At 58.9% G+C, this 21,360-nt stretch carries 17 protein-coding genes; 11 read left to right on the top strand and 6 right to left on the bottom strand.

Translation table 11 applies throughout. The features are described 5' to 3' along the window. Window positions 1-182: 182 nt before the first annotated feature. The 4 genes from AC6CHO_RS03660 (at window position 183) to AC6CHO_RS03645 (ending at window position 5,802) form a co-directional block, all read left to right on the top strand. A complete protein-coding gene (locus AC6CHO_RS03660; protein WP_146276049.1) occupies window positions 183-1,592 on the top strand; it encodes an L-serine ammonia-lyase in 1,410 nt (469 codons plus the stop codon). Window positions 1,593-2,003: 411 nt separating this feature from the next. Further along, window positions 2,004-3,362, top strand: coding sequence for a magnesium transporter (gene mgtE / locus AC6CHO_RS03655; protein WP_498213744.1), 1,359 nt, complete (start codon window positions 2,004-2,006; stop codon window positions 3,360-3,362). 59 nt (window positions 3,363-3,421) lie between these two features. After that, window positions 3,422-4,531 carry an NADH:flavin oxidoreductase/NADH oxidase gene (locus AC6CHO_RS03650; protein ID WP_498213743.1) on the top strand — a complete coding sequence of 370 codons (1,110 nt, stop codon included), beginning with the start codon at window positions 3,422-3,424 and terminating at the stop codon, window positions 4,529-4,531. Between the two features lie 215 nt (window positions 4,532-4,746). Further along, entirely contained in the window at window positions 4,747-5,802 is a 1,056-nt protein-coding gene (locus AC6CHO_RS03645; protein ID WP_498213742.1) for a baeRF2 domain-containing protein, read from the top strand. Window positions 5,803-5,906: 104 nt separating this feature from the next. Here AC6CHO_RS03645 and AC6CHO_RS03640 read toward each other — a convergent pair whose 3' ends face one another. After that, window positions 5,907-7,079, bottom strand: a complete 1,173-nt coding sequence (locus AC6CHO_RS03640) for a CPBP family intramembrane glutamic endopeptidase (RefSeq protein ID WP_498213741.1) — start codon at window positions 7,077-7,079, stop codon at window positions 5,907-5,909. A gap of 135 nt (window positions 7,080-7,214) precedes the next feature. Between AC6CHO_RS03640 and AC6CHO_RS03635 the strand changes: the two genes are divergently transcribed. The 3 genes from AC6CHO_RS03635 to AC6CHO_RS03625 all read left to right on the top strand — a co-directional run bounded on the left by AC6CHO_RS03635 (window position 7,215) and on the right by AC6CHO_RS03625 (window position 10,690). Next, the gene (locus AC6CHO_RS03635; RefSeq protein WP_498213740.1) at window positions 7,215-8,468 is read left to right on the top strand and encodes a YibE/F family protein; all 1,254 of its coding nucleotides are present in this window, start codon (window positions 7,215-7,217) and stop codon (window positions 8,466-8,468) included. A gap of 69 nt (window positions 8,469-8,537) precedes the next feature. Further along, a complete protein-coding gene (locus AC6CHO_RS03630) occupies window positions 8,538-9,551 on the top strand; it encodes a metal ABC transporter solute-binding protein, Zn/Mn family (RefSeq protein WP_498213739.1) in 1,014 nt (337 codons plus the stop codon). Between the two features lie 20 nt (window positions 9,552-9,571). After that, entirely contained in the window at window positions 9,572-10,690 is a 1,119-nt protein-coding gene (locus AC6CHO_RS03625; protein WP_498213738.1) for a CDP-glycerol glycerophosphotransferase family protein, read from the top strand. An 8-nt stretch (window positions 10,691-10,698) separates the two neighbouring features. Here AC6CHO_RS03625 and AC6CHO_RS03620 read toward each other — a convergent pair whose 3' ends face one another. From AC6CHO_RS03620 to AC6CHO_RS03600, 5 genes are all read right to left on the bottom strand, one after another. Then, window positions 10,699-12,189: a gamma-aminobutyraldehyde dehydrogenase gene (locus tag AC6CHO_RS03620; RefSeq protein ID WP_498213737.1), complete on the bottom strand. Its 1,491-nt coding sequence runs from the start codon at window positions 12,187-12,189 to the stop codon at window positions 10,699-10,701. Window positions 12,190-12,209: 20 nt separating this feature from the next. Then, the gene (locus AC6CHO_RS03615; RefSeq protein ID WP_498213794.1) at window positions 12,210-12,494 is read right to left on the bottom strand and encodes a cupin domain-containing protein; all 285 of its coding nucleotides are present in this window, start codon (window positions 12,492-12,494) and stop codon (window positions 12,210-12,212) included. Between the two features lie 85 nt (window positions 12,495-12,579). Further along, on the bottom strand, window positions 12,580-14,025 hold the full coding sequence (locus AC6CHO_RS03610) for an NAD(P)/FAD-dependent oxidoreductase (protein ID WP_498213736.1): 1,446 nt from the start codon (window positions 14,023-14,025) through the stop codon (window positions 12,580-12,582). Window positions 14,026-14,209: 184 nt separating this feature from the next. Next, window positions 14,210-14,527, bottom strand: coding sequence for a hypothetical protein (locus tag AC6CHO_RS03605; protein WP_498213735.1), 318 nt, complete (start codon window positions 14,525-14,527; stop codon window positions 14,210-14,212). Between the two features lie 109 nt (window positions 14,528-14,636). Then, the gene (locus AC6CHO_RS03600) at window positions 14,637-16,559 is read right to left on the bottom strand and encodes a primary-amine oxidase (protein WP_498213734.1); all 1,923 of its coding nucleotides are present in this window, start codon (window positions 16,557-16,559) and stop codon (window positions 14,637-14,639) included. Between the two features lie 124 nt (window positions 16,560-16,683). Between AC6CHO_RS03600 and AC6CHO_RS03595 the strand changes: the two genes are divergently transcribed. The 4 genes from AC6CHO_RS03595 (at window position 16,684) to AC6CHO_RS03580 (ending at window position 21,288) form a co-directional block, all read left to right on the top strand. Further along, window positions 16,684-17,271, top strand: coding sequence for a TetR/AcrR family transcriptional regulator (locus tag AC6CHO_RS03595; RefSeq protein WP_498213733.1), 588 nt, complete (start codon window positions 16,684-16,686; stop codon window positions 17,269-17,271). 112 nt (window positions 17,272-17,383) lie between these two features. Continuing rightward, window positions 17,384-18,307: an AraC-like ligand-binding domain-containing protein gene (locus AC6CHO_RS03590; protein ID WP_498213731.1), complete on the top strand. Its 924-nt coding sequence runs from the start codon at window positions 17,384-17,386 to the stop codon at window positions 18,305-18,307. 114 nt (window positions 18,308-18,421) lie between these two features. Further along, window positions 18,422-19,852 (top strand): APC family permease, encoded by a 1,431-nt coding sequence (locus tag AC6CHO_RS03585; protein WP_498213730.1) that lies wholly within the window; start codon window positions 18,422-18,424, stop codon window positions 19,850-19,852. A gap of 23 nt (window positions 19,853-19,875) precedes the next feature. Continuing rightward, a complete protein-coding gene (locus AC6CHO_RS03580) occupies window positions 19,876-21,288 on the top strand; it encodes an aldehyde dehydrogenase family protein (RefSeq protein ID WP_498213729.1) in 1,413 nt (470 codons plus the stop codon). Window positions 21,289-21,360 lie beyond the last annotated feature (72 nt).

The raw sequence follows: 21,360 nt of genomic DNA, 5'->3' as shown, positions 1-21,360 counted from the left end.
ATCTTGTGAGGATGGGGGCCCGGAAGGCGGAACATTCGCTTTTCGGGCCCGCAGTCTTTCATCCGCAGAAGTTCACCCCACGCTGTGCGGAAGTTCCGATGCAAGGATGACCTCTTGCACACCACACCATCTTTCCGGAGTGAGCACTCCGGATTGCCGACGTTCTAAGGATGTGACCCGCCATGGCGGTAAGCGTATTCGATCTTTTCTCGGTTGGCATTGGACCCTCGTCCAGCCACACCGTGGGGCCAATGCGTGCGGCGCACGCATTCATCGCCCAAGTAATCCGTGAAGAGAAGATGGATGCCCTGGATAATATCCGGGTCGATGTCTACGGCTCACTGGCCGCGACCGGACGCGGGCACGGAACTTTCACTGCCATCATGCTGGGGCTTGAAGGATTTGAACCCGAAACGGTGCTGCCTTCGCAGGTTGATGAACGCCTGGAACAGATGGATGCCACTGGAATCTTGCAGTTGGGAGCGCAGCTAGGTCAGCGCAAAGACCTGAACTACTCCGTCAATGACATGGTCCAACACCCGTTGACCGTACTGCCGCGCCACACCAACGGAGTGAAGTTTGTGGCTCTCGATTCACAGGGCAATGAACTGACCAATGAAACGTTCTTCTCAGTGGGCGGCGGCTTCATCGTGCGTGAAGGCGCCGAGGAGCGCATTGAGAAGAATCTGGAAGAAAAGCTGCAACAGCAGCCATACCCTTTCACCACTGCTGCCCAGCTTTTGGAGCATGTGAAGGCCACGGGCAAGTCCATTGCCGACATCATGATGTCCAATGAATTGGCCTACCGCAGCCAGGACGAAATCCGATCAGGACTGGTCCACATCTATCAGGTGATGGAGGACTGCAAGGACTCGGCTTTGGAGCGCACCGGTGTGCTGCCCGGTGGGCTCAAGGTGCGCCGCCGCGCGCCGGAATGGCATGAGCGCCTGCGCAAGGAAGACAAGGACCGCGACCCTGTCTACTGGCAGGAATGGATCAACCTTGTCGCTTTGGCAGTGAATGAGGAAAATGCTTCCGGCGGCCGCGTGGTGACTGCGCCGACCAATGGTGCGGCCGGCATCATCCCAGCGGTCCTGTTCTACGCCACCCACTATGCCCCAGGTGCCAAGTACTGGAATGAAGAGGAAAGAAACGACGCCGTAGTGCGCTTCCTGCTCACCGCAGGCGCAGTGGGAGTGCTCTACAAGGAGCAGGCCTCGATCTCCGGCGCTGAGGTTGGCTGCCAGGGCGAAGTCGGCTCGGCCTCGTCGATGGCCGCTGGCGGCCTCGCCGAAATTCTCGGTGGCACCCCGGCACAGGTGGAAAACGCCGCAGAAATCGCCATGGAGCACAACCTCGGATTGACCTGTGACCCCATTGGCGGCCTGGTCCAGATTCCATGCATTGAGCGCAATGCGATTGCTGCATCCAAAGCAGTGAATGCTGCCAAGATGGCGCTGATGGGCGACGGCGAGCACCATGTCACCTTGGATGAAGTCATCATCACAATGCGTGAAACTGGCAAGGACATGAGCGATAAGTACAAGGAAACGGCCATGGGCGGCCTCGCCGTCAACGTGGTCGAATGCTAATCGCTAGCTGAGATTTATTTTCGGGAGGCCGGTTGATCCGGCCTCCCGAAGCCATTTAATGTGAGATGCATCGTTGTTGTTGGCTATCAGCCTCGGGTTTCTGATAGAACTGGCAATACACGCAGCATGAATCCATGCTTCGGAATTTCAGGAGGTGAGCTTCATGGACGGCAGTTCTAGTCGATCTATATACCTGCGAGCTCACCAGTTCCTTTCTTCATGCGCCAGCTGATTTTCCTGATCCAGGACAGCTCTGCGTCCGGCGAGTTCGCAGCCTAACCACCCTTGGCATGCGCAAATTGGCGCACGCAAATACTGACTGATTTATCACCCGATTTATCGGGTGGAGAGCGGTGAGTAGTTGCTTGTGAGCCTTGAAATTGCGCCAAACGAACCGTTTGGAAGACAATAATGTTCACCTTCGAATACGTAGACTTTTCAACTACTTCCCAGGAAATCCGCACCTGCCTCGCAGCTGATGCATATCAGCGCCTAGCCGCGTTGCTCAGGGAACTGGAGCTGGGGCAGCTCATCGAACAATTTGAAGCCTTGAAGGCAACCGACGCTGCGATCCTATACCGCATGCTGGACAAAGAGCGGTCGTTGGAAGTCTTCCAAGAGCTCGATGCGCCAGTACAGGCTGAACTCATCGAGACGCTCCAGCAAGAATCGGTCGTTGAAGCATTCGCCGCGTTGGAACCTGCAGACCGGGTTGCGCTGCTTGACGAGCTGCCAGCCACCGTTGCCACGCAGCTGCTTGCCGGATTGGACGCCCGGCAGCGCCAAGCGACCGGGGTGCTGCTGGGCTACCGGGATTCAAGCGCCGGGCGGGTCATGTCGGCCCAATTCCTCTCCACGCATCCGGAGCTCACCGTCGGGCAGACTCTGGATCGCATTACCCCTCAGCTGGGCACGACGGAACACTGTCACATCATCATGGTGGTTGATCGCACCCGCCGGTTCATCGGAGCGGTGCGGCTGGGCGATCTGCTCGGACAGCCTCGGGAGCAGCCCATCTCTGCCATCAGCGTGGAAGTACCTGCCGCGCAGGCCTCCGAGCCTGGCATCGAGGCGGCGCGCAGGGCTGTCGAACGCCATCTGGACTTGATGCCGGTGCTTGATAATGATGGACGATTGATTGGCGTGCTTCCACTGGGGGAGGCCATCGAGCTGCTCGAAGACGCCGAAGAATCACGCACCGCACGCAGCGCTGGATCCGAGCCTTTGTATCGTCCGTACCTTGGCACTCCGCTGCGCAAGCTGGTACGAGCCCGTGTGGTTTGGCTCCTGGTCTTGGCGATCGGCGCCACGCTCACTGTGCAAGTGCTCGCCACTTTCGAACAGACCTTGGAGTCCATGGTCGTGCTCAGCTTGTTCATCCCGCTGATTGTTGGCATTGGCGGAAATACAGGCAACCAGGCGGCCACGACTGTCACAAGGGCACTGGCCATGGGAGATGTGCGCGTGAGCGACTTGGGCCGCGTCATTTTCCGGGAAGTGCGCATCGGGGCCATGCTGGGACTGTGCTTGGGTGCTATTGCCTTCCTCATTGCCGGCGTCGTTTTTGAACTGAAGGTCGGCCTGATCATCGGGATAACGCTCGTGGCACTGTGCAGTGTGGCGGCGGCCGTTGGGGGAGCGATGCCGATCATCGGAAAGTTCTTCAAAGCCGACCCGGCGGTCTTCTCCAACCCATTCATCTCCACCTTTGTGGACGCTGCTGGGCTGATCGTGTACCTCACCATGGCAGTACTCGTCCTGGGCCGATGACCTCGACGCTCGATGGTGCTGGGCGGAATAAATCAGGCGGCCTCAACGTCACACTAGGTATGCCGCAAAGCAAGTTATTCAGCCCAGTGACCATCCCCGCCAAGAACGGAACAGGACTCCAGCTGCGCAATCGCGTGGTTCTGCCACCGATGTGCCAATATTCCATCAGCGAGCGCAACGGAGTGCCAACCACATGGCACCTCGCGCATCTGGGATCCATGGCCCACGGCGGTTTTTCCCTTGTCATCGCCGAGGCAACGGCAGTCGCTGCCGAGGGGCGAATCTCTGACCGGGACGCCGGATTATGGAACGACGAGCAGGTCGAAGCCTGGAAGCCCATCACCGAATACATCCGCTCCCATGGCGCTGCCGCCGGGGTGCAGCTGGCCCACGCCGGCGCGAAGGCCTCCACCTACGGATGGCTCAAAGAGCTGGAGGAAGCTGGCCTCTCGGGCAGCATCAGTGTCGAAGACGGCGGTTGGGAAACCTTCACGTCCGCGCCGAGCGACCTGTTCGACCTGAAGCCGGCAACAGCCATGAGCCCCGAGCAGATCGCCGAGTCAGTCCAGGATTGGGCAGCAGCGGCACAACGTGCCGATACCGCCGGATTTGATCTCATCCAGATCCATGCAGCGCACGGTTATCTGATCCACCAGTTCCTGTCTCCACTGACCAATCAGCGCACCGATGAATATGGCGGAAGCTACGAGAATCGCACCCGATACTTGCGTGAAATCATCCAGGCAATCTCGGCCGTCTGGCCGGCAGATAAACCGCTCGGGATTCGTTTTTCAGGTGAAGACTGGGTGGAAGACGGATGGAGCATTGCCGACACGGTGAAACTCGCCGAGGAACTGTATGAGCTCGGGGTGCGCGCGTTTGACCTCTCAAGCGCGGGCATCGGGCCCTTCCATGGGCCATCGGGGCCGGGGTACCAGGTGCCCCTGGCACAGGCCGTCAAGCAGGCGCTGCCGGACGACGCATTTGTCACCGCCGTAGGCGCTATCACCGATGCCATTCAGGCTGAGCATATCGTGGTCTCAGGCCAGGCCGACGGCGTGAGCATTGGACGGGCTGCTTTGGGCAATCCGCAGTGGCCAAACCATGCTGCCCAGCAGCTTGGCGCCGAGAAATCGCACCCTCCGCAGTACTGGCGTGGACGCTGGTAAATTGTTGCCGCCATGCTGATTTCATTCCAATCACAAGTTAGTTTCTGGTTACCTCTTCCAGCCACTGAATAGTGATGTTAGGTTAGTCCCACGGATCTAGTCGCAAGGCGGCCAAGGGTCGCGTGCGGAAGGGAGTCAGCATGGCACTACGCGCGGATTCTAATGGAATCGACGCTTCGCTCTATCGAAGGAATGGATCATGGAGCACGGCTCTCGTGGATGCTTCACTGGGTACGACGGGTGCTCAAGAAGCAGCTGATCGGCTTCCAGGGGATGTCGCCAAATTGCTCAAGTCCCAGCAAGCCCAAGCTGATGATATCCAAGCATTAATTGGTGCGTTGGAACCTGCCGAAGGACTGCGAGCACCGGTTGCAAGATTTGTCGCTGTCCATGACGGCGAAGTTGTACTCAATGAAATCATTCCCGGGCTCAAGGTCCAGGCTCCAACGGTGGATGTCGGGCCTTTCCCGAATTTCACGGCATTGGCTCGTGCTCGCGGTGGTTCCTTCTCTTACCTGGTTGCCGAAGTGGGCAAGGACGGTGGCGAAGTGCATCTGTACAACACGGCATCACCAGAGCGCATCGCTAGCCAAGGCATCGTTGGACTGCCCGAGGAGATTCACCACGCTCGAAAGGTTCCCGGTGAATACGACCAGCCCAAGGCCCAGGCGGCTGCCGACGAAATGGTGCGCAGGAACGCAGATGAAGTCGCCCAGCTGATTACGAAGATGTCTGCGGAAAATTACGTTCGATTGATCGTGATCTCCGGGGATATCAAGGCTCGCGAAGCGGTCATTGCCCAATTGCCGGCGGCCCTGCGGGATTACGTGGAAGTCATCGATTCGCACACGAGAACTGGTGGTGCTGATTCAAAACAGGTTGATGCGAGGATAGCCAAGCTTATCGAGGACGTGAAGTCCAAGTCACTGGCTGTTCTGGAAGCGAAAGTCGCGGCGCAGTCAGGCAACGGCCGTTCGCTCTTGGCCGTGGGCCTGGACGAAGTGGTGACAGCGTTGCAGTCGGCACAGGCTGAAACCGTGCTTGTCGGGCAATACCAAGACGAGCACACCTTGCGTGCCCTGAGTGCCGAGCCCTGGATTGCCCATCAAGAAGGGAATGACCACGCAGAATTGGTTGCCGGTGAGTGGCCGGCACCGGAAGTGCTCTTGCGGGCCACCGCATTGACGGATGCGACTATTCGATATGTCCCGGATTCGGTCATACCTGACGGGGCAGGAATTGCTGCACTGCTGCGTTGGGCGAAGTCCTGACCACTCAATAATATGAAATTGGGCTCTTGCCACGAGGAAAAATCGTGTCAAGAGCCCATTGCCATGCCAGAACCTGCTCCAGTTTTCAGCCGGAGACCAGCGGCTTAGCGATCATGGTTCTCGGGAGCGCCATTAGCTGGATCAGCGGGAGGCGTCGATGGGTACCCGGGAGACGGCGGATAGTCCTGCGGGTAAGGTGATTGGGCCTGCGGTGCGGATGGATCCATCGGTGGCGCCCAATAAGCCTGGCGCGGGTGAGGCACCGGCTGGGCCATCGGCCAAGGCTGCAGCAGCGGAGGCCGACTCAAGGGCGGGATTGGCCCTGCGGTGCGAGCGACGTCGTTCTTGCTGGAAAGCTTGACCAGGGCAAATGTCAGCAGCGCCGTGAAGAGGACCGAGAAGAGCAATGACATCGGACCGGATGACGTTGCATTCAAATCGACCTGGCCCATTGCTCCGAGCAAGAACAAGAAGGTGTTGTTGATAATGTGCATGGCCATCGCAGCTTCCAGGCCGCCTGTGCGCCAGGTGAGGTAGCCGGCAGCGATGGCAAACGCCGTCACATCCAGCAGGCCATAAACGTCGTAGAGGTGGCCGAAGGTGAACAAGGGCACCGGCAGGAGAATGGCAAAAAGGGGATGCTTCAACCAGCTGCCGATGATCTGCATCAATGCTCCACGGAACACCAATTCCTCGGCAGCGCATTGAAATGGTGTCAGCAAAATGACCAAGAGGGCGAAAAAGACTGGATCAGCCGGAACCTGGGCCGCAGCCATGTCCGTTTGACCTCCCACCCCGGCGGCCGACAGGCCGAAGCTCAGGGCGAAGTATGCAGCAAATAAGAGGGAACTGGTGCCGAGGGCCATTGCGAACCAGCGCCAGCGCAATCTTCCGGCGACGGAAATCAACTGGCCGACAGGCTTGGAGCCGAGCAATAGATAGGCCAGATATACCGCGGGGATCATGATGATCAATGACGCCATCGTGATGGTGAAATCGATGGGCGAGGTCATGTCCAGGTCTGCCTCGGTGAGGACCGAGTCTGGCGCGCCATTTGAATCGGCCGCCCAATTGGCGGGGTTCACTAGGGCCACTACGAAGATAATCAGCATGACGACGATGAACAGTGCTATAAAAAAACCCAGCCCGGTTCCGGCAAAAGCCAGCGGGCGCCACCAGCGGTAATTATGGTTTCGACGCATTAGCCGGTGGAAGGGAAAACTTTGTTCCCCGGCAGCTATGGGCGCAGGGGGCTGCAGAAAGTGTGGCGAGCTCATAGGTTAATTCTCCCGCTGATCACCCGTTGCGACATGAACCTTGCGGAGGATTTATCGGTCATCCCAAGGTAGCCACCTTGCTGCTCATAGACTTGTTGCAGACGATTCGCCTTTATTGATTTGGAGAAAGACCCAGTGGGCCACCATCACCATGACGAGCCGATATTGCAAGATCCCAAACGCCGGCGCCGTGCCTCGATCATCCTGTGGGCATTGCTCGCGCCTATCGGCGTGCTGGCAATGGTCATGGTCATCGTCTTATGGCCCCAAGGAACGTATAACAAGTTTGCCCTCGATGGCTCCATGGATACCGCTGGTGGTGCCACGATGGCCACCGGCACCGTAACCCGGAGCGGTGTTGAGACCTGTCCTTCGTCCCAAGGACTGGAAGACGTGGGCGGCAAGACCTTGGAATGCACGGTCACCTATGTCATGCCAGCGTCAGGCGGGGCGGAAATCCAGATGGAAATTCCGCCTGAAATGCTGCAATCCCGGGATGCCCGACCCGGTGATTCATTGCGCTATTTGGACCTGTCCAAGGTAGATACCACCAGCGGCAGTCCCTACGTCTTTGTCGACTTCGTGCGGACCTTGCCCATGACCCTGTTGGCCATTGCCTACGGGATAGTTGTCGTGCTGGTGGCTGGGTGGCGTGGTGCACGAGCGGTCATCGGCTTGGTTGGCGGCATCGCGTTCATGATCTTCTTCATGGTCCCGGCGCTGATCGAGGGCGGGAATCCCGTGGTGGTCGGCCTGACCGGTGCCACGGCCATCATGTTCGTGGCGCTGTATTTTGCCCATGGCTTGAATGCCAAGACATCAACGGCGCTGCTGGGCACGCTCTTTGGCTTGGGAGTGACCGCGGCATTGGCGCTGTGGCTGACGGACGCGGCGGCGCTGACCGGCGCTAATGACGAGTCGGCGATGACCTTGTCTACTGTGGCGCCGCAAATTTCCTTGCCTGGCCTGCTGATCTGCGGCGTGCTGGTCGGTGGAATGGGTGTGCTCAACGATGTCACCATCACCCAGTCCGCCACGGTGTGGGAGCTGGCCGAAACGTCGCCCAGGGCTTCGGCCAAGGAACTGTTCTTCCGCGGCATGCGCATTGGCCGGGACCACATTGCCTCAACGGTTTACACCATTGCCTTCGCATACGCCGGGGCCGCGCTGCCGATCCTGGCCATTGCGGCGATGAGCAACCAGGGATTCGGTGTGACGCTGGGCTCAGGGGAGATGGCTGAGGAAGTTATCCGGATACTTATTGGTTCTATTGGCTTGGTACTGGCTATTCCTGTCACCACGGCCATAGCAGTCATGGTGGTGAAGGCCACCGGTACTGGCGGAGCACACGGCAAACGTTCCTTGTTTGCCGCCAACGCAGACGCGTAGGTGCGAACGGTTCTCAAAAGTAATGTAGAATTGTTCTCAATAGCAAACGTGTTTGGATGGAGAACTCATATGAAGAAGTATCGCTCATTGCTTGCAGCCGCAGTCGCTGTGCCCGCAGCGGGAATCATCCTCGTCGGGTGCGCCGGGACTGGCAGCGAAGCCAGTGATGCTGATACCTCTGCGGTCAAAGTGGTGGCAACGACCAATGTCTATGGCCAGGTTGCCCGTGCTGTGGGAGGCGACACCGTCAGCGTCAGCGAGATTATCACCTCGGCTGCCCAGGACCCGCACTCCTATGAGCCAACCACCCGCGACAAGCTCACCGTTTCTGAAGCGAATATCGTTGTTGCCAATGGCGGGGGATACGACCAGTTCATGGATTCACTGGTCCAGTCCCTGCCCAGCGACCAGGCATCGGACGTTCAGCTGATTCACGCGGTGGACTCTTCGCCTATTGCCAAGGAGCATGAGGAAGAAGAAGCGCATGAAGGCGAAAGCGCCGAGGAGCATGCCGAGCATGCCGAAGGGGACGCGCATGAGGAGCATGAAGGCCATGATCATGCCGGCTACAACGAGCATATCTGGTACGACCTGGACTCCATGTCGGCCTTGGCCGATGAGCTAGCCACCACCTTCGGCAAAACCGATGCCGCCAACGCGCAGCAATACACGAAAAACGCCGAAGAGTTCAATGCCGGCATCAAGAAGCTGCAGACTCAGCTGCGCGAGGCCAAGCTCGAGGACAAGAAGTTCATCATGACTGAACCAGTGCCGTACCACCTTCTGGATGATGCAGGCATGGAGGATATCACGCCTGAAGGGCTGAGCGAGGCCATTGAAGAAGGGGAAGGCATTGCGCCGATGACCCTCAAGAAGGCCCAGAACCTGTTGGAAGGCGGCAATACCGACGTCCTCGCGTACAACGTGCAGACCGAGGGCAATGAGACCAAGGCGCTGAAAAAGGATGCTGAATCCGGCAAGGTGCCAGTCGTCGATTTCGCTGAAACCATCCAGGATGATTCAAGCTACTTAGATTGGATGAAATCCAACATTTCCAACTTGGCTTCCGCGATCAACGGCTAGCTGGTACGTAGACTACATGTATGGCATTGATTCCTTCCCAAATTACTCAGGCGACAGGTAAAGCACGCGCCTTGATCGCGGAGCGATCGGTGCGAGCTGAAATAGCCCAAGGCCAAAGGGAAATACAACAAGCCGACCATGTCATCTTCTTTGCTGAAGGCCCCGGCCAGTTCTACCAACTAGGTGTCTGGCTGGGGACCTTTGAGCGTCTTGCCGCCCAAGGCCTGAGCATCGGCCTGGTATTGATGGATTCACTCAGCGCGCGGCAGGCACTGAACTCCAGCACACTGCCCCTGCTGTTCACGCGTTCCATGGAACATATCGAGTCCAGACTGCGCGAGTGGAACACCAAATCGATCAGCTACGTGAACAATGCCCAGCGGAACTTCACCATGCTGCGCTTTAACGGGCCAGCGCATATTCATCTGAACCATGGCGAGAGCGAAAAGGCCTCGATGGTTTCTAACCAGCTCAAGGCCTATGACTATGCCTGTGTCGCCGGACCCGCAGCGGTGGATCGCATCTGTGAGAACATCTCTCGATTCGATCCTTCGCACCTCGTGCAGATCGGGCGGCCCCAACTTGATGCCTTGGAATTGGAAGGGCCCTCAGAGAAGATCCGAGTCCTCTACGCACCAACATGGGAAGGCGACTCTTCGGCGATGGCCTATTCCTCGGTAATGAGGTTGGGTGAACGGATCCTTGCACAGCTGGTCAACGATGACCGGTTTGACGTGCGTTTCCGCCCCCATCCGAAAACCGGCGATATCCTGGCCGAAGCCAAGAAGACCGTGGCTGCTTTGCAGTCGAGGTTCGAGTCGACCATGGATCCCGTTCCCGACGCTTCGCAATCCCTGGTCTGGGCCGATGTGGCCATTTGCGATACTTCTGCCATGGCCTACGATGCCGTGGCATTGAACATTCCGCTGCTGCTGGCTGCTGAACGCCCGAGCAAGCTGCGTGACGGGCTGCCGATGGAACAGCACCTTGGCAACGCCAACGGATTGGCGGATCGCGTAGCGAAACTGGCTGCCAGCGGGGTGGCCGGCAAGCAAAAACAACTGGCCCAGTACTTCTTCGCCACCACCGAGCCCGGGATGGCCACGAAGAAGCTGAACCAGCTGTTCTCCGGTCTGTAAGCGGCCTTTTAGCGCTGTTTGAAAACGGTGTCCTGCCACTGGCGGTGAGGCGCCGGATCGTGGGAGAGCATCACGTGCTTCACATTGGTGTATTCGTCAAAGGAGTACTGGCTCATATCCTTGCCCATGCCTGAAGCCTTGTATCCGCCATGGGGCATGTCCGAAACGATGAGGATATGCTCATTGATCCACACGCAGCCGGCCTGGATCCGCGCACTGGCTTTCATTGCCCGGTCAACATTCTTCGTCCACGCGCTGGCAGCCAAACCGTAGGGCGTGTCATTAGCCAGATCCATGGCTTGCTCGTCATCCTCGAACGGCAGGGCCACCAGGACCGGCCCGAAAACTTCGTGCTGGACGATTTCTGAATCCTGGGCGGCACCGATGACCAGTGTTGGGCGATAGTAGAACCCGGGGCGTTCCTCGCGCCGGCCACCGGCCAGTATTTGCGCGCCGTCCTGCTTTGCGCGATCGACCATCGCCGAAACCTTTTCCAGATGCGCTTCGCTGATCAGCGAACCCATATCGGTGTCGGGATCTGAGGGACTGCCAACCACCATCGCATCCATCAGCTGCGCCACCCGCGCGGTGAACTTGTCAAAAACAGAAGAGTGCACATAGGCGCGGGTCGCCGCCGTGCAATCCTGGCCGGAATTGATCGTGGAACCTGCCACCGCGCCGTGAGCCGCTGCTTCAATATCGGCATCGTCAAAGACGACAAATGGCGCTTTGCCGCCCAACTCCAAGTGCACGCGGTTTGCGCGTTCTGCGGCCATCGACATGATCTTCAGCCCCACCGCGGTGGAACCGGTGAACGAGGTCATCTTCACCAGGGGGTGGCGCACCAGTGTTGCCCCAACGGAAGGGCCATCGCCGACCACCACATTGAGAACACCGTCTGGCATGCCCGAATCACTTGCGGCCTTGGCAAAAAGCATGGACGTGCCGGGAGTGAGCTCACTGGGCTTGAGCACGATGGTATTTCCCGCGGCGATGGCCGGGAGCACCTTCCAGGCAGCCATTTGCAGTGGATAGTTCCATGGGCTGATCGAGCCGATGACGCCAATAGCCTCACGGCGGATCATCGAGGTGGTATTGCCTGCATAGTCGCCAGCAGCCAAGCCCTGGAGGTTTCTGGCGGCGCCGGCAAAGAAGTTCACATTGTCGATTGTTCCGGGGACGTCAAACTCCGTGGACATCCGAATGGATTTGCCGGTCTGCGCCGTTTCCACCTGGGCCAGCTCGTCGGCATGGGCTTGAAGCTCGCGGGCGAAGGCCAGCAGATGATCTGAGCGTTCTGCCGGTGTCAGCGCGGACCAGGTCTTAAACGCCCGTGCCGCGGATTGTACGGCTTGGTCCACCTGATCCGTGCTCGCCGTATCAACGTCGAGCAATTTATCACCGGTCGCGGGGGAGACCCGCGGCAGGACAGCTCCCTGGCCGAGTACCTGCTCTCCGTTGATGAACTGATGTCCCAGAGTTGGGTTGTAATAATCCATGGCGATGCTCCTGTGGATGCTCAGAGGGTGAAGTAGATCTTGCGAAGTGTTTCGGTCACGGCCCACCGGGTATGCATGCCCGCCTTCAGGCGCACAGCCGTGCCGTTGGCCAGCTCAATTTCCTGGGCGCTGAAACCGTCGCTGCCAAGAATTTGCAGCCTGCCGCGGCCGGAGAGCACGATAAAATACTCGTCGGCTTCGATATCTTGCATGGCGCCGGGCGACATTTCCCAAACTCCAATTTCAGCTTCGCCAAGGGTACTGACTTGTTGGAATCCTGTGGTTGCAGGAACCTGCCCTTCGATGCGCTGCCCTGTCTCGATCGGATGGAGGGCAATAATGGGGAGCTCAAGCAGTTTTCGCTCTCATGGTGCGGCAGGAAATCTGTCATCAGGAATCGAACCCCATCCCGATCTTGTCCATGAATTTCAAGAATACGGAGCGCTTGCCTTCGTGGTGATCCGCCTTAACCAGATGATTTGTCATGATCTTGACTCCCAGCCATGCGGCCGGTTCTGGCGGGAAAGGAATGGGCTTGGTGCGGACCAATTCCAGTTCTGTCAGTTCGGTTTTCTCCCCGGAGAGCAAGTCCAGCATGACCTTGGCGCCGAACCGGGTCGCGCCGACTCCCAGCCCGGTGAACCCGGCGCAGTAGGCGACTTTGCCGCCATGGGTGAGGTCGAAGAAGGAGAAGAAACGGGAGCAGGTGTCGATGGCCCCGCCCCAGGCGTGGGAGAACTTCACGCCGGAAAGCTGTGGAAAGCTGCCAAAGAAGTGCGCCGCCAACTTGTTGAAGGTCGTTTGATTGCTGTCGTAGCTTGAACGCACTTTTCTGCCGAAATGGTACACGGCATCGTACCCGCCGTAGAGGATCCGGAAGTTCCCATGGGCATCGATTGTTGGCCGCGAATAGTGGAAGCGATTATTCATGTCGGCTAATCCAACCATTTGGTCCCAGCCGATGGCCGCGCGCTGCTCTTCTGTCAGGGGCTCGGTCATCAGGGCGTAGTCGTACACCGGGACGATGCGGGCCCGGTGGCGTTTCAGCAGGGATGGGAAAACATTGGTTGCCAGGGCGACTCGCTCTGCCATGATGCTTCCGCCAGCGGTCAAGACCTGGACTTTGCCGCCGGCATCGGAGATTTCCAGGGCATGAGTATGCTCGTAGAATTCCACACCCAGCTCACGGCAAACCCTGGCAAGCTCCCAAGCCAACTTGGCTGGATGCACCAGTGCCGTGGAGTGGTGGTCTAAAGCGCCGGCCAAGAAATCCGGCGAATTGATGACGGTTTTGACTTGCCGCTCGTCGAGGAAATCTACCCCTGGTGATTCAGCTTCTTCGCTGGCCCAGGCAATCTGGTGAGCTTCGGTAGCCACGCTCAGGGAACCCTGGCGGACAAAGTCGACGTCCATGGCGTACTTCTGAACAGACGCCTCGAATTCATCAAGGTTTTGCGCTCCAAGCTCGGCAAGCAGCGCATTTTCCTTGGGGAGATGATTCGCTCCGTTGGCTTCTCCATGCACGAGCGACGCTTCGCAGAATCCTCCGTTGCGTCCGGACGCGGCCCAGCCGATACGTTGGCCTTCTATGAGGACCACATGCCGTTGCGGGTCCCGCTCCTTAGCCTGCAACGCGGTCCACAGGCCCGTGTATCCACCACCGACGATTAGTAATTCTGCGGTGATTGAACCGTGCAGCGAAGCACTGGGTTCTGGGCGCTGTTCATTGTCCAGCCAATAACTGGTGTGCTTGGCTGATGCCAGTGATTCGGCAATGAGGTATGAAGGGACTTCTGCTTCATGCCGGTCGAAAGTAATTTGATGCTGGGTGCTCATGGGTTCTTTCCTGGATTAATAGCGGAGTTGTGAGAATGCTATTGATCCAGGGGAACAACCATGGGGCCTTGCGGTTTTGCGGTTTGCTGGGCACGCAGGATGCCAGTTGAGAGCCAGTCGGCGATCAAGGCTTATCCCTCTTCTCGGCAGAAGATCCGCAAATTGAATGTGATTCATTACTTATCTAAACTTGAGCTTTTCCGCCTGTCAATAGATTGCCGGAAAGCGGCAACCGGCTTCGCTGAATATGACACAGAATTGCCGCCCAGAACATCACGGCGAATTCTGGCAATGCCAGCAGCAGCATGAGATTTCCGTGCGCGGATGAATGCGCCGTCGCTGAATGATGGTGTTCGCCCATCCATGGCAGGCCCAGCGCCATCGCCATATGGAGCATGCCCATCAGCGCGCTCATCACCAGCAGCTTTTGCGCCGGCGCGCCCCGCCAAACACCCCAGGCGCATTTGGTGCACCAGAGGGTCATGACCAGCAGAACGGACACCCACCACAGTGAATGCGGCAGAACAGCAATGCTGGCCAGATGCGCGAGGCCCAACCCCAAGGCGGCTGACCCGAGCACGCGATGTGCAGGGATCAGCCGCCGGGAAGGGCTAGGCGCTATCGCCGCAGCAACCATCGGAGGCCTTGGTGGAGCAGCAGCCATGCTGGACGGGGGCTGGTACATCGAGCACTGGGGAGCGGTCGAAGAAACCCTCGGGGCGGATGGTGAAGCCCACGGTGTCCACCGGCATCATTGGCCAGTCCTCGGTGCGCGGGAAGTGGGTCAGCGCGAACGTGTGCCACATGCTGATCTGCTCGCCGTCGATGTTCTTGTCGTCTTCAATCCATGAGCCGATGCCGTCCGTACCAGGATTCTGGTTGACGAAATCACCGGTAGGGTAGCGGTGCGAAGCATCGCGTTTGGTCACCCATAGCGCCTTGGAAGCAAACTCGGCGCGTCGATGAATTGATGAGCCGTCGGCGGCCAGCAGGGTCGGCAGCCCCTGGGACATGAGCTTGTAGCCTACCGGCTTGCCCAGGTAGTTCTTCGATTCGGGGTTGGTCACCACCCAGGTGCGGCCGGCGGTCGGGTTGTTCTCGCGCACCGCTTGCTGCTCGGTGCCCAGTACCGTGTGGCTGCGCGTGAAGGCGTTGCCGCGAGGATTCTCCTTGCTGATGGGAAGGCGTACTGCCTCTTCTTCGATGACCCGGCTCGGCCCGCCATCCAGGGAGAAGTCCAAGCGGGCTCCAAAAATATGCTGATGAAATGGCGCGCCAAGCCCCGGAGCCATTTCGGAAGCGAAGCGTTCGTCGAGCATGGCGGAGGTGAAGACAATGCCGGTGGCCTTGGCCTCGAATTCGATGGTTCCGTCCAGGTAGAGGTACCAGTAGAAGCCGTAATCGTAGTTGCCCACAGTAGTGAAGAAGCTGATCACCAATCGGCGGTTGCGTCGCGTGTATTTCACGCCTGACCAGTCATCCGCGTGCTTGGAGAGGATCGAGGCATCTTCCTCGTGCATGCAAATGCCGTTGGTGATCGTTTGGGCGTTGCCGTCTGCGTCGGTGACCACAGGGGAAATGTAATGGATTTCGCCCAGGCAATCGCAGCCCAGCTCCAGCGAGTTGGCCAGACGGCCGATCAGGTATTCGCCGGTATCGAAGTAGTTCTGCCAGCTGCGCACCGGTGACGGGTCACCGTAGGGGACCACCATTTCGGCGATGGAGGCCCGGTCCAGGATGCGGCGATCTACGCCCTTGTCGTTGAAGCCGATGTTGTAGAGCACCAAGCCTTCGCGCATATCGAAGCCGATATCAACAGACCACTTTTCCCATTCCACGTGGTTGCCATTGGCGACGGTGAAACTGGCGCCCTCGGGCTGGGTGATTTCAATGGGTTTCTGCGTGGTGCGCGTCGGGCCGCTCAGCTCCGGATCGGTGTAATTGCCGTGTGTCTCGGGCACCGGGACAATTTGAAGATCCAGCAGGCGATCAACTTTTTGGGCAATGGTGTCAATGTAGACCACGAGCCCATCCACTGGGTAGGCCCAGGCAGAATCTTCGGCGAAGTCCTGGCGGAAGGCGAGTCCACGCAGGATGCGGCGACCTGATTCGTCGGGATATTCGTCGTCGTAAACACCGGCGGAGAGCGGAGCGACGCGTACCTGAGCCGGGGTGAGGCCTCGTTTGTCCAAGGCGGCCGCCCACTGGGGGTCGGAGCCCAGGATGGATTCAACCATTTCGAACTCTTCGAGCAGCACCGGCATCTGGCCCACCTTGGACGGATCAAGATCGATAGCCGACACCACGCTGCGGTTGCCCAGGTCCAGCACGATGTCTTGTGGCGAGTTGGTGATCTTGTCCAGGAGCATGATGCGGACAAAGCGACCGGGGCGCGAGTGCTGCGGGTCCTCTAGGCCCAGGTAGGCAATGCGGGTGTTGTCGCCGAACAGCCGGTTTTCAATCAGGACCTCTTTGGCCCTGGCGATTTCTGCTTCGCTGAGCAAGGTGAAATCTGTCGTTGCTGTGGGTGCCATGCGCGGATTCCTTCGGGTGTGTGATGCACATCAATTATTATTCTATGAATGTAGAGAATACGGAGTGGTGCTGTGCGGCGCAACCCTTTGGCGCGAAGAAAATAAAAATGGTTAGGCTTGGGTCATGCCGAAAATCGTTGATCACGACCAGCGTCGTCGAGAGATCGTAGAGGTCACCTGGAAGTTCATTGCCCGAGAAGGCATCGAGAAACTGAACCTGCGTGACTTGGCCGCTGCTGCTGGTTACGCCAACGGGGCGCTGAAGCCGTACTTCCCAACGCGTGATGCACTGCTTGTGGCGACCTTCAACTTCGTGGCTGACGCAACGAACCAGCGAATCAAGAAGAACGCAGCAGGCCTGCAGGGCCTGGAAGCCATTTCAGCGTTCGCCCGGGAAGTGCTCCCGCTCGATGAGTTGCGGCGGAACGAGGCGCGCATTGCCGTGCACTTCTGGCATCTCGCGCTAGGCGATCCCAAGCTTGCTGTCGTGAATGCGTCGACGATGGACCAATGGCGAACCATGCTCGATGGCTGGCTGGAGCAAATTTTCACGGCAGGAGACGCGCGCGCACTGATGGCACGCGATTCGCTGACCAACTTCCTCTTGGGTGCCCAGGCCAGCAGCGTGCTGGACGCAGACGTCAATACTGCAGAACTGCTGGAACAACAGCTGAAGTACCAGCTGGATCTGCTCGCGTCTCTCGCCCGGTAGAGTTCCCATCGATATTCTCGGGTTGAAGAAAATAGTGACAATCTTCGCGGCCGAGCGTACCCTCAAATGTGATGCCCCGCACCTTGGAAGCGTCAATGGGGGGAGGGAACGCATGTATCAGATCCAGCACGTCGACTCATTTACCGCGTGGTCGCGGCTCATCTCCGATGCCTTCGTGCAATTGCGCAGTGAACAAGTGACCGGTGGCCACTTCACCGCCTCCCTCGGGGTAAACATGCTCGGCGACATCGGTCTGATGCGCATCCACGCCAGGCCCCATGCGGTGCAACGCACCGTGGATCTGACCAACAGCGGGGACGGAGAGTTCTACAAAGTCTCCTACCAGCTCGACGGCTATGGACTGCTGGTTCAAGACGGGCGTGAAACGGTGCTCGCCCCAGGAGACTTGGCCATCTATGACACCCAGCGTCCCTATACGCTGGCCTTCGAAAAGCCTGCAACCGTCGTTGTCGCACTGATTCCGCACGGCCAATTCAAGCTTTCAACCCAACAGGTCGGGCAGGTTACCGCACTGGCCCTCAAGAACAACCATCCGCTCTCCGGGACCGTCGCCCCGCTCATGAACCACCTTGGCGCCAATCTGGCGCAATGGGACGAATACGGGGGATACCCCTTGGCCCGCAATACCGTGGATCTGCTTGCCACGGCACTCGGCGGAGTGCTGGGAATCGATACCGTTGCGGACGCCAAAGCCCAGTTGCGGGAAAAGATCACCAGCTACATCGACGAGCATCTCAACGACACCGACTTGGGGCCGGCGCAAATCGCGGCAGCGCACTTCATCTCGATCCGCAGCTTGCACGCCTTGTTCGAGCATCAATCCCATAGCGTCGCTGCGCTCATCCGCCATCGCCGCCTCACCGAAGCTTCGCGTTTGCTGCGCGACCCGCTGCTATTGACGCAATCAGTCCAGGCGATTGGCACGCGGGTGGGCATCGCCGACGCGGCTGGATTCAGCCGGATGTTTTCCAGGGAATTCGGCTGCACTCCGGGCAAATACCGCACCGGACAATGAGATGTGACGCACAGCCATGCGCGGGGAAGCAATGAGGCTGCACCGAATGACAATGCGAATCCTCCCGCGCAGTAGATCCTGAAGAGAGCACAATCAACACTTTTGGGGGATCTTATGGCACTGGAACAACGCACTCTTACGGTGCCAGCGCTGGTGGTCATGATCATTGCGGCCAGCGCGCCCTTGACGGCAGTTGCCGGAGGCGTCACCACAAATTACGCGGTGACCGGGATGAGCTCTGTACCGCTGTCCTTCCTGCTCATCGGGGCGGTGCTCCTGGTCTTCAGCGTTGGCTACACCGCCATGAGCCGGCACATCCCCAACGCGGGTGCCTTCTACGCCTACGTGGCCGAAGGCCTGGGCAGGATCCTGGGAGTCGGAGCCGCAATGGTGGCGCTTGTAAGCTACAACCTGATGCAAATCGGCATCTATGGAATGTTCGGATTCGCGGCGGCTTCCTTCGCCAATGCCACCTTCAACACGGCAATTCCGTGGTGGGGCATGGCCCTCGTGGCCTGGGCCGCCGTCGGGTTCCTCGGCATGAACCGCGTGGATTTCTCGGTGAAGGTTCTGGGCATCATCGTTGCCGCCGAATTCCTGGTCGTTGTCGTTTACAACATCATGGCTTTTGCGCTGGCACCACAGGCACCGCAACCAGAAACCGCCTTCAACTTCTCCGACGCACTGGCCCCGGGCATGGGTGCAGTCGTGGCGTTCACCATTGCGGCGTTCATGGGCTTCGAATCCGGCACCATCTACAACGAAGAGGTCAAAGACCCGCAGCGAACGGCACGGCGTGCCACCATGATTGCCATCGTCATCATCGCCTGCTTCTACGCCTTCTCCGCCTTCGCGGTAGCGGTAGGCGAGGGGGCGGACAACGTCATCGCCGCCTCAGCCGAGAATGGCCCGGATCTGCTGTTCGTCTTTTTCGCAGCCCATGCCCCAACGTGGTTCGTGGATCTTGCGAACATCCTGTTCATCACGAGCCTGTTCGCCGCATTGCTGGCCTTCCACAATGTCATTGCCCGGTACTTCTACTCCATGGGCCGTGGTGGCGCCCTGCCCAAGTTCTTGGCGGTCACCTCGCGAACCACCCACGCGCCTATCGCCGGATCGATGGCCCAGTCCGTGCTCGGCCTGATCGTGATTATTGCCTTTGCCATAGCATCGAGCGGTCAAGAACCCATGTACATCGTGTTCACCATGTTCACCTGGATGACCAATTCCGCGGCCTTTGGCCTGGTGCTGTTGATGGCGTTGACGTCCTTCGCTGTCATCGGATATTTTGGGCGGCGCAAAACCGACGACTCGGTGATCACCCGAGTGGTCGCGCCCCTGATCTCCGGCATCGCGCTGTTCTACGTATTCGTCCAGATCATCATTAACTTCGATATTCTGCTCGGCGTTGAAGACCCGGGCCTTCTGGGATACGTGCTCCAGGGCATCGTCATCATCCCCGGGGTCCTGGCTTCATTGGCCGCGGCAATCATCCGGCTGACCGGCAAGGGATCCCAGCCGGCAACAGAATTATCCGTCTTGTAAACGCACAACAAAGGAGTTGCACCATGGCCTACGCCAACGCCCAAGAACTATTGGACGCAATCCAGCCCGCCACCGGCGGAACCGAAATTTTCGATCCGGCCACCGGGGACCTTGTGGGCCGGGTTGCGCAGCAGACCGCTGAAGACCTGGATGCCGCGGTCGCTTCGGCCAAGGCTGTACAGCCTGCCTGGGACAAGCTCGGACACGCTGAACGCAAGCGCTTGCTGAATGCCGCTGCGGACAATATCGAGGCTAACGCTGAAGCCTTGGCCGAGTTGCTCTCCCGCGAGCAGGGCAAGCCGCTCAATGGCCCTAATGCCCGATTCGAAGTGGGAGGGGCAGCGGCATGGCTGCGAGCAGCGACCGCCTATGAAGTAGAACCGGAAGTGATCGTGGATGACGGCGAAACCTATGCCGCGAAGCATTACCGCGCGCTGGGTGTGGTCGGGGCCATCGGACCGTGGAACTGGCCAGTGATGATCTCCATCTGGCAGCTGGCGCCGTCACTGCGCATGGGCAACGCGGTGGTGATGAAGCCCAGCGAGTACACGCCGCTGTCGGTCCTGGCACTGGTGCACATCCTGAACGAAGTGCTTCCAGTAGACGTCCTGCAAATAGTTGCCGGCGGACGCGAGGTAGGAGAAAAGCTCTCCAGCCATCCAGACATCGCCAAGATCATGTTCACCGGGTCCACCCGCACCGGAAAAGCGATCATCCGTTCTTCGGCAGACACGGTCAAGCGCCTGACCATGGAACTGGGCGGAAACGATGCCGGCATTGTGCTGGAAGACGCTGATCCAAAAGCCATCGCCCAGGACCTGTTCTGGGGTGCCTTCATCAACACCGGCCAGACCTGCGCAGCCTTGAAGCGGCTCTACGTTCCCGAATCCATCTACGACGAGGTGTGCGCCGAGCTCACCGCGGTAGCCAAGGCCATGCCGATGGGCGTTGGCTTGGACGAAAACAATGTCCTGGGTCCACTGCAAAACAAGGCGCAGTACGACATCGTCGCAGGACTCGTCGCGGACGCTGTGAATTCGGGAGCCACCGTATTGCTCGGTGCGAACCCGGATGAACAGGCCAAGGGCTACTTCTATCCCACAACGCTCATCGCCGACATCGACCCGGACAACCGGCTGGTGACCGAAGAACAATTCGGCCCGGCCCTGCCGATCATCAAGGTCAAAAACAGTGCTGAAGCAGTTGCCCACGCCAACGCCCTGGAAGTCGGCCTCGGCGCTTCGGTCTGGAGCAGCGACCGCGAGAAGGCCCTGGACGTTGCAGCCCAGATTGAGTCGGGAACCGTGTGGATCAATTCCCACGGCACCATCGATCCCCGCATTCCATTTGGTGGTGCCAAGCAATCAGGCTACGGCCTGGAATTCGGCCTTGACGGGCTGAAATCCTTGGCGCAGCCGCAGATCATCAAGGGCTGACAAGCTCAGGAGAATACGAGAATTGGCGGTGTTCGCGGGCCCGAGCTGGGATATGTGAACACCGCCAATTCC

Source organism: Glutamicibacter sp. GQ173 (assembly GCF_059759215.1).
Note: the sequence above shows the minus strand (reverse complement) of the source record. Positions and strands in the feature narration are given on the sequence as shown.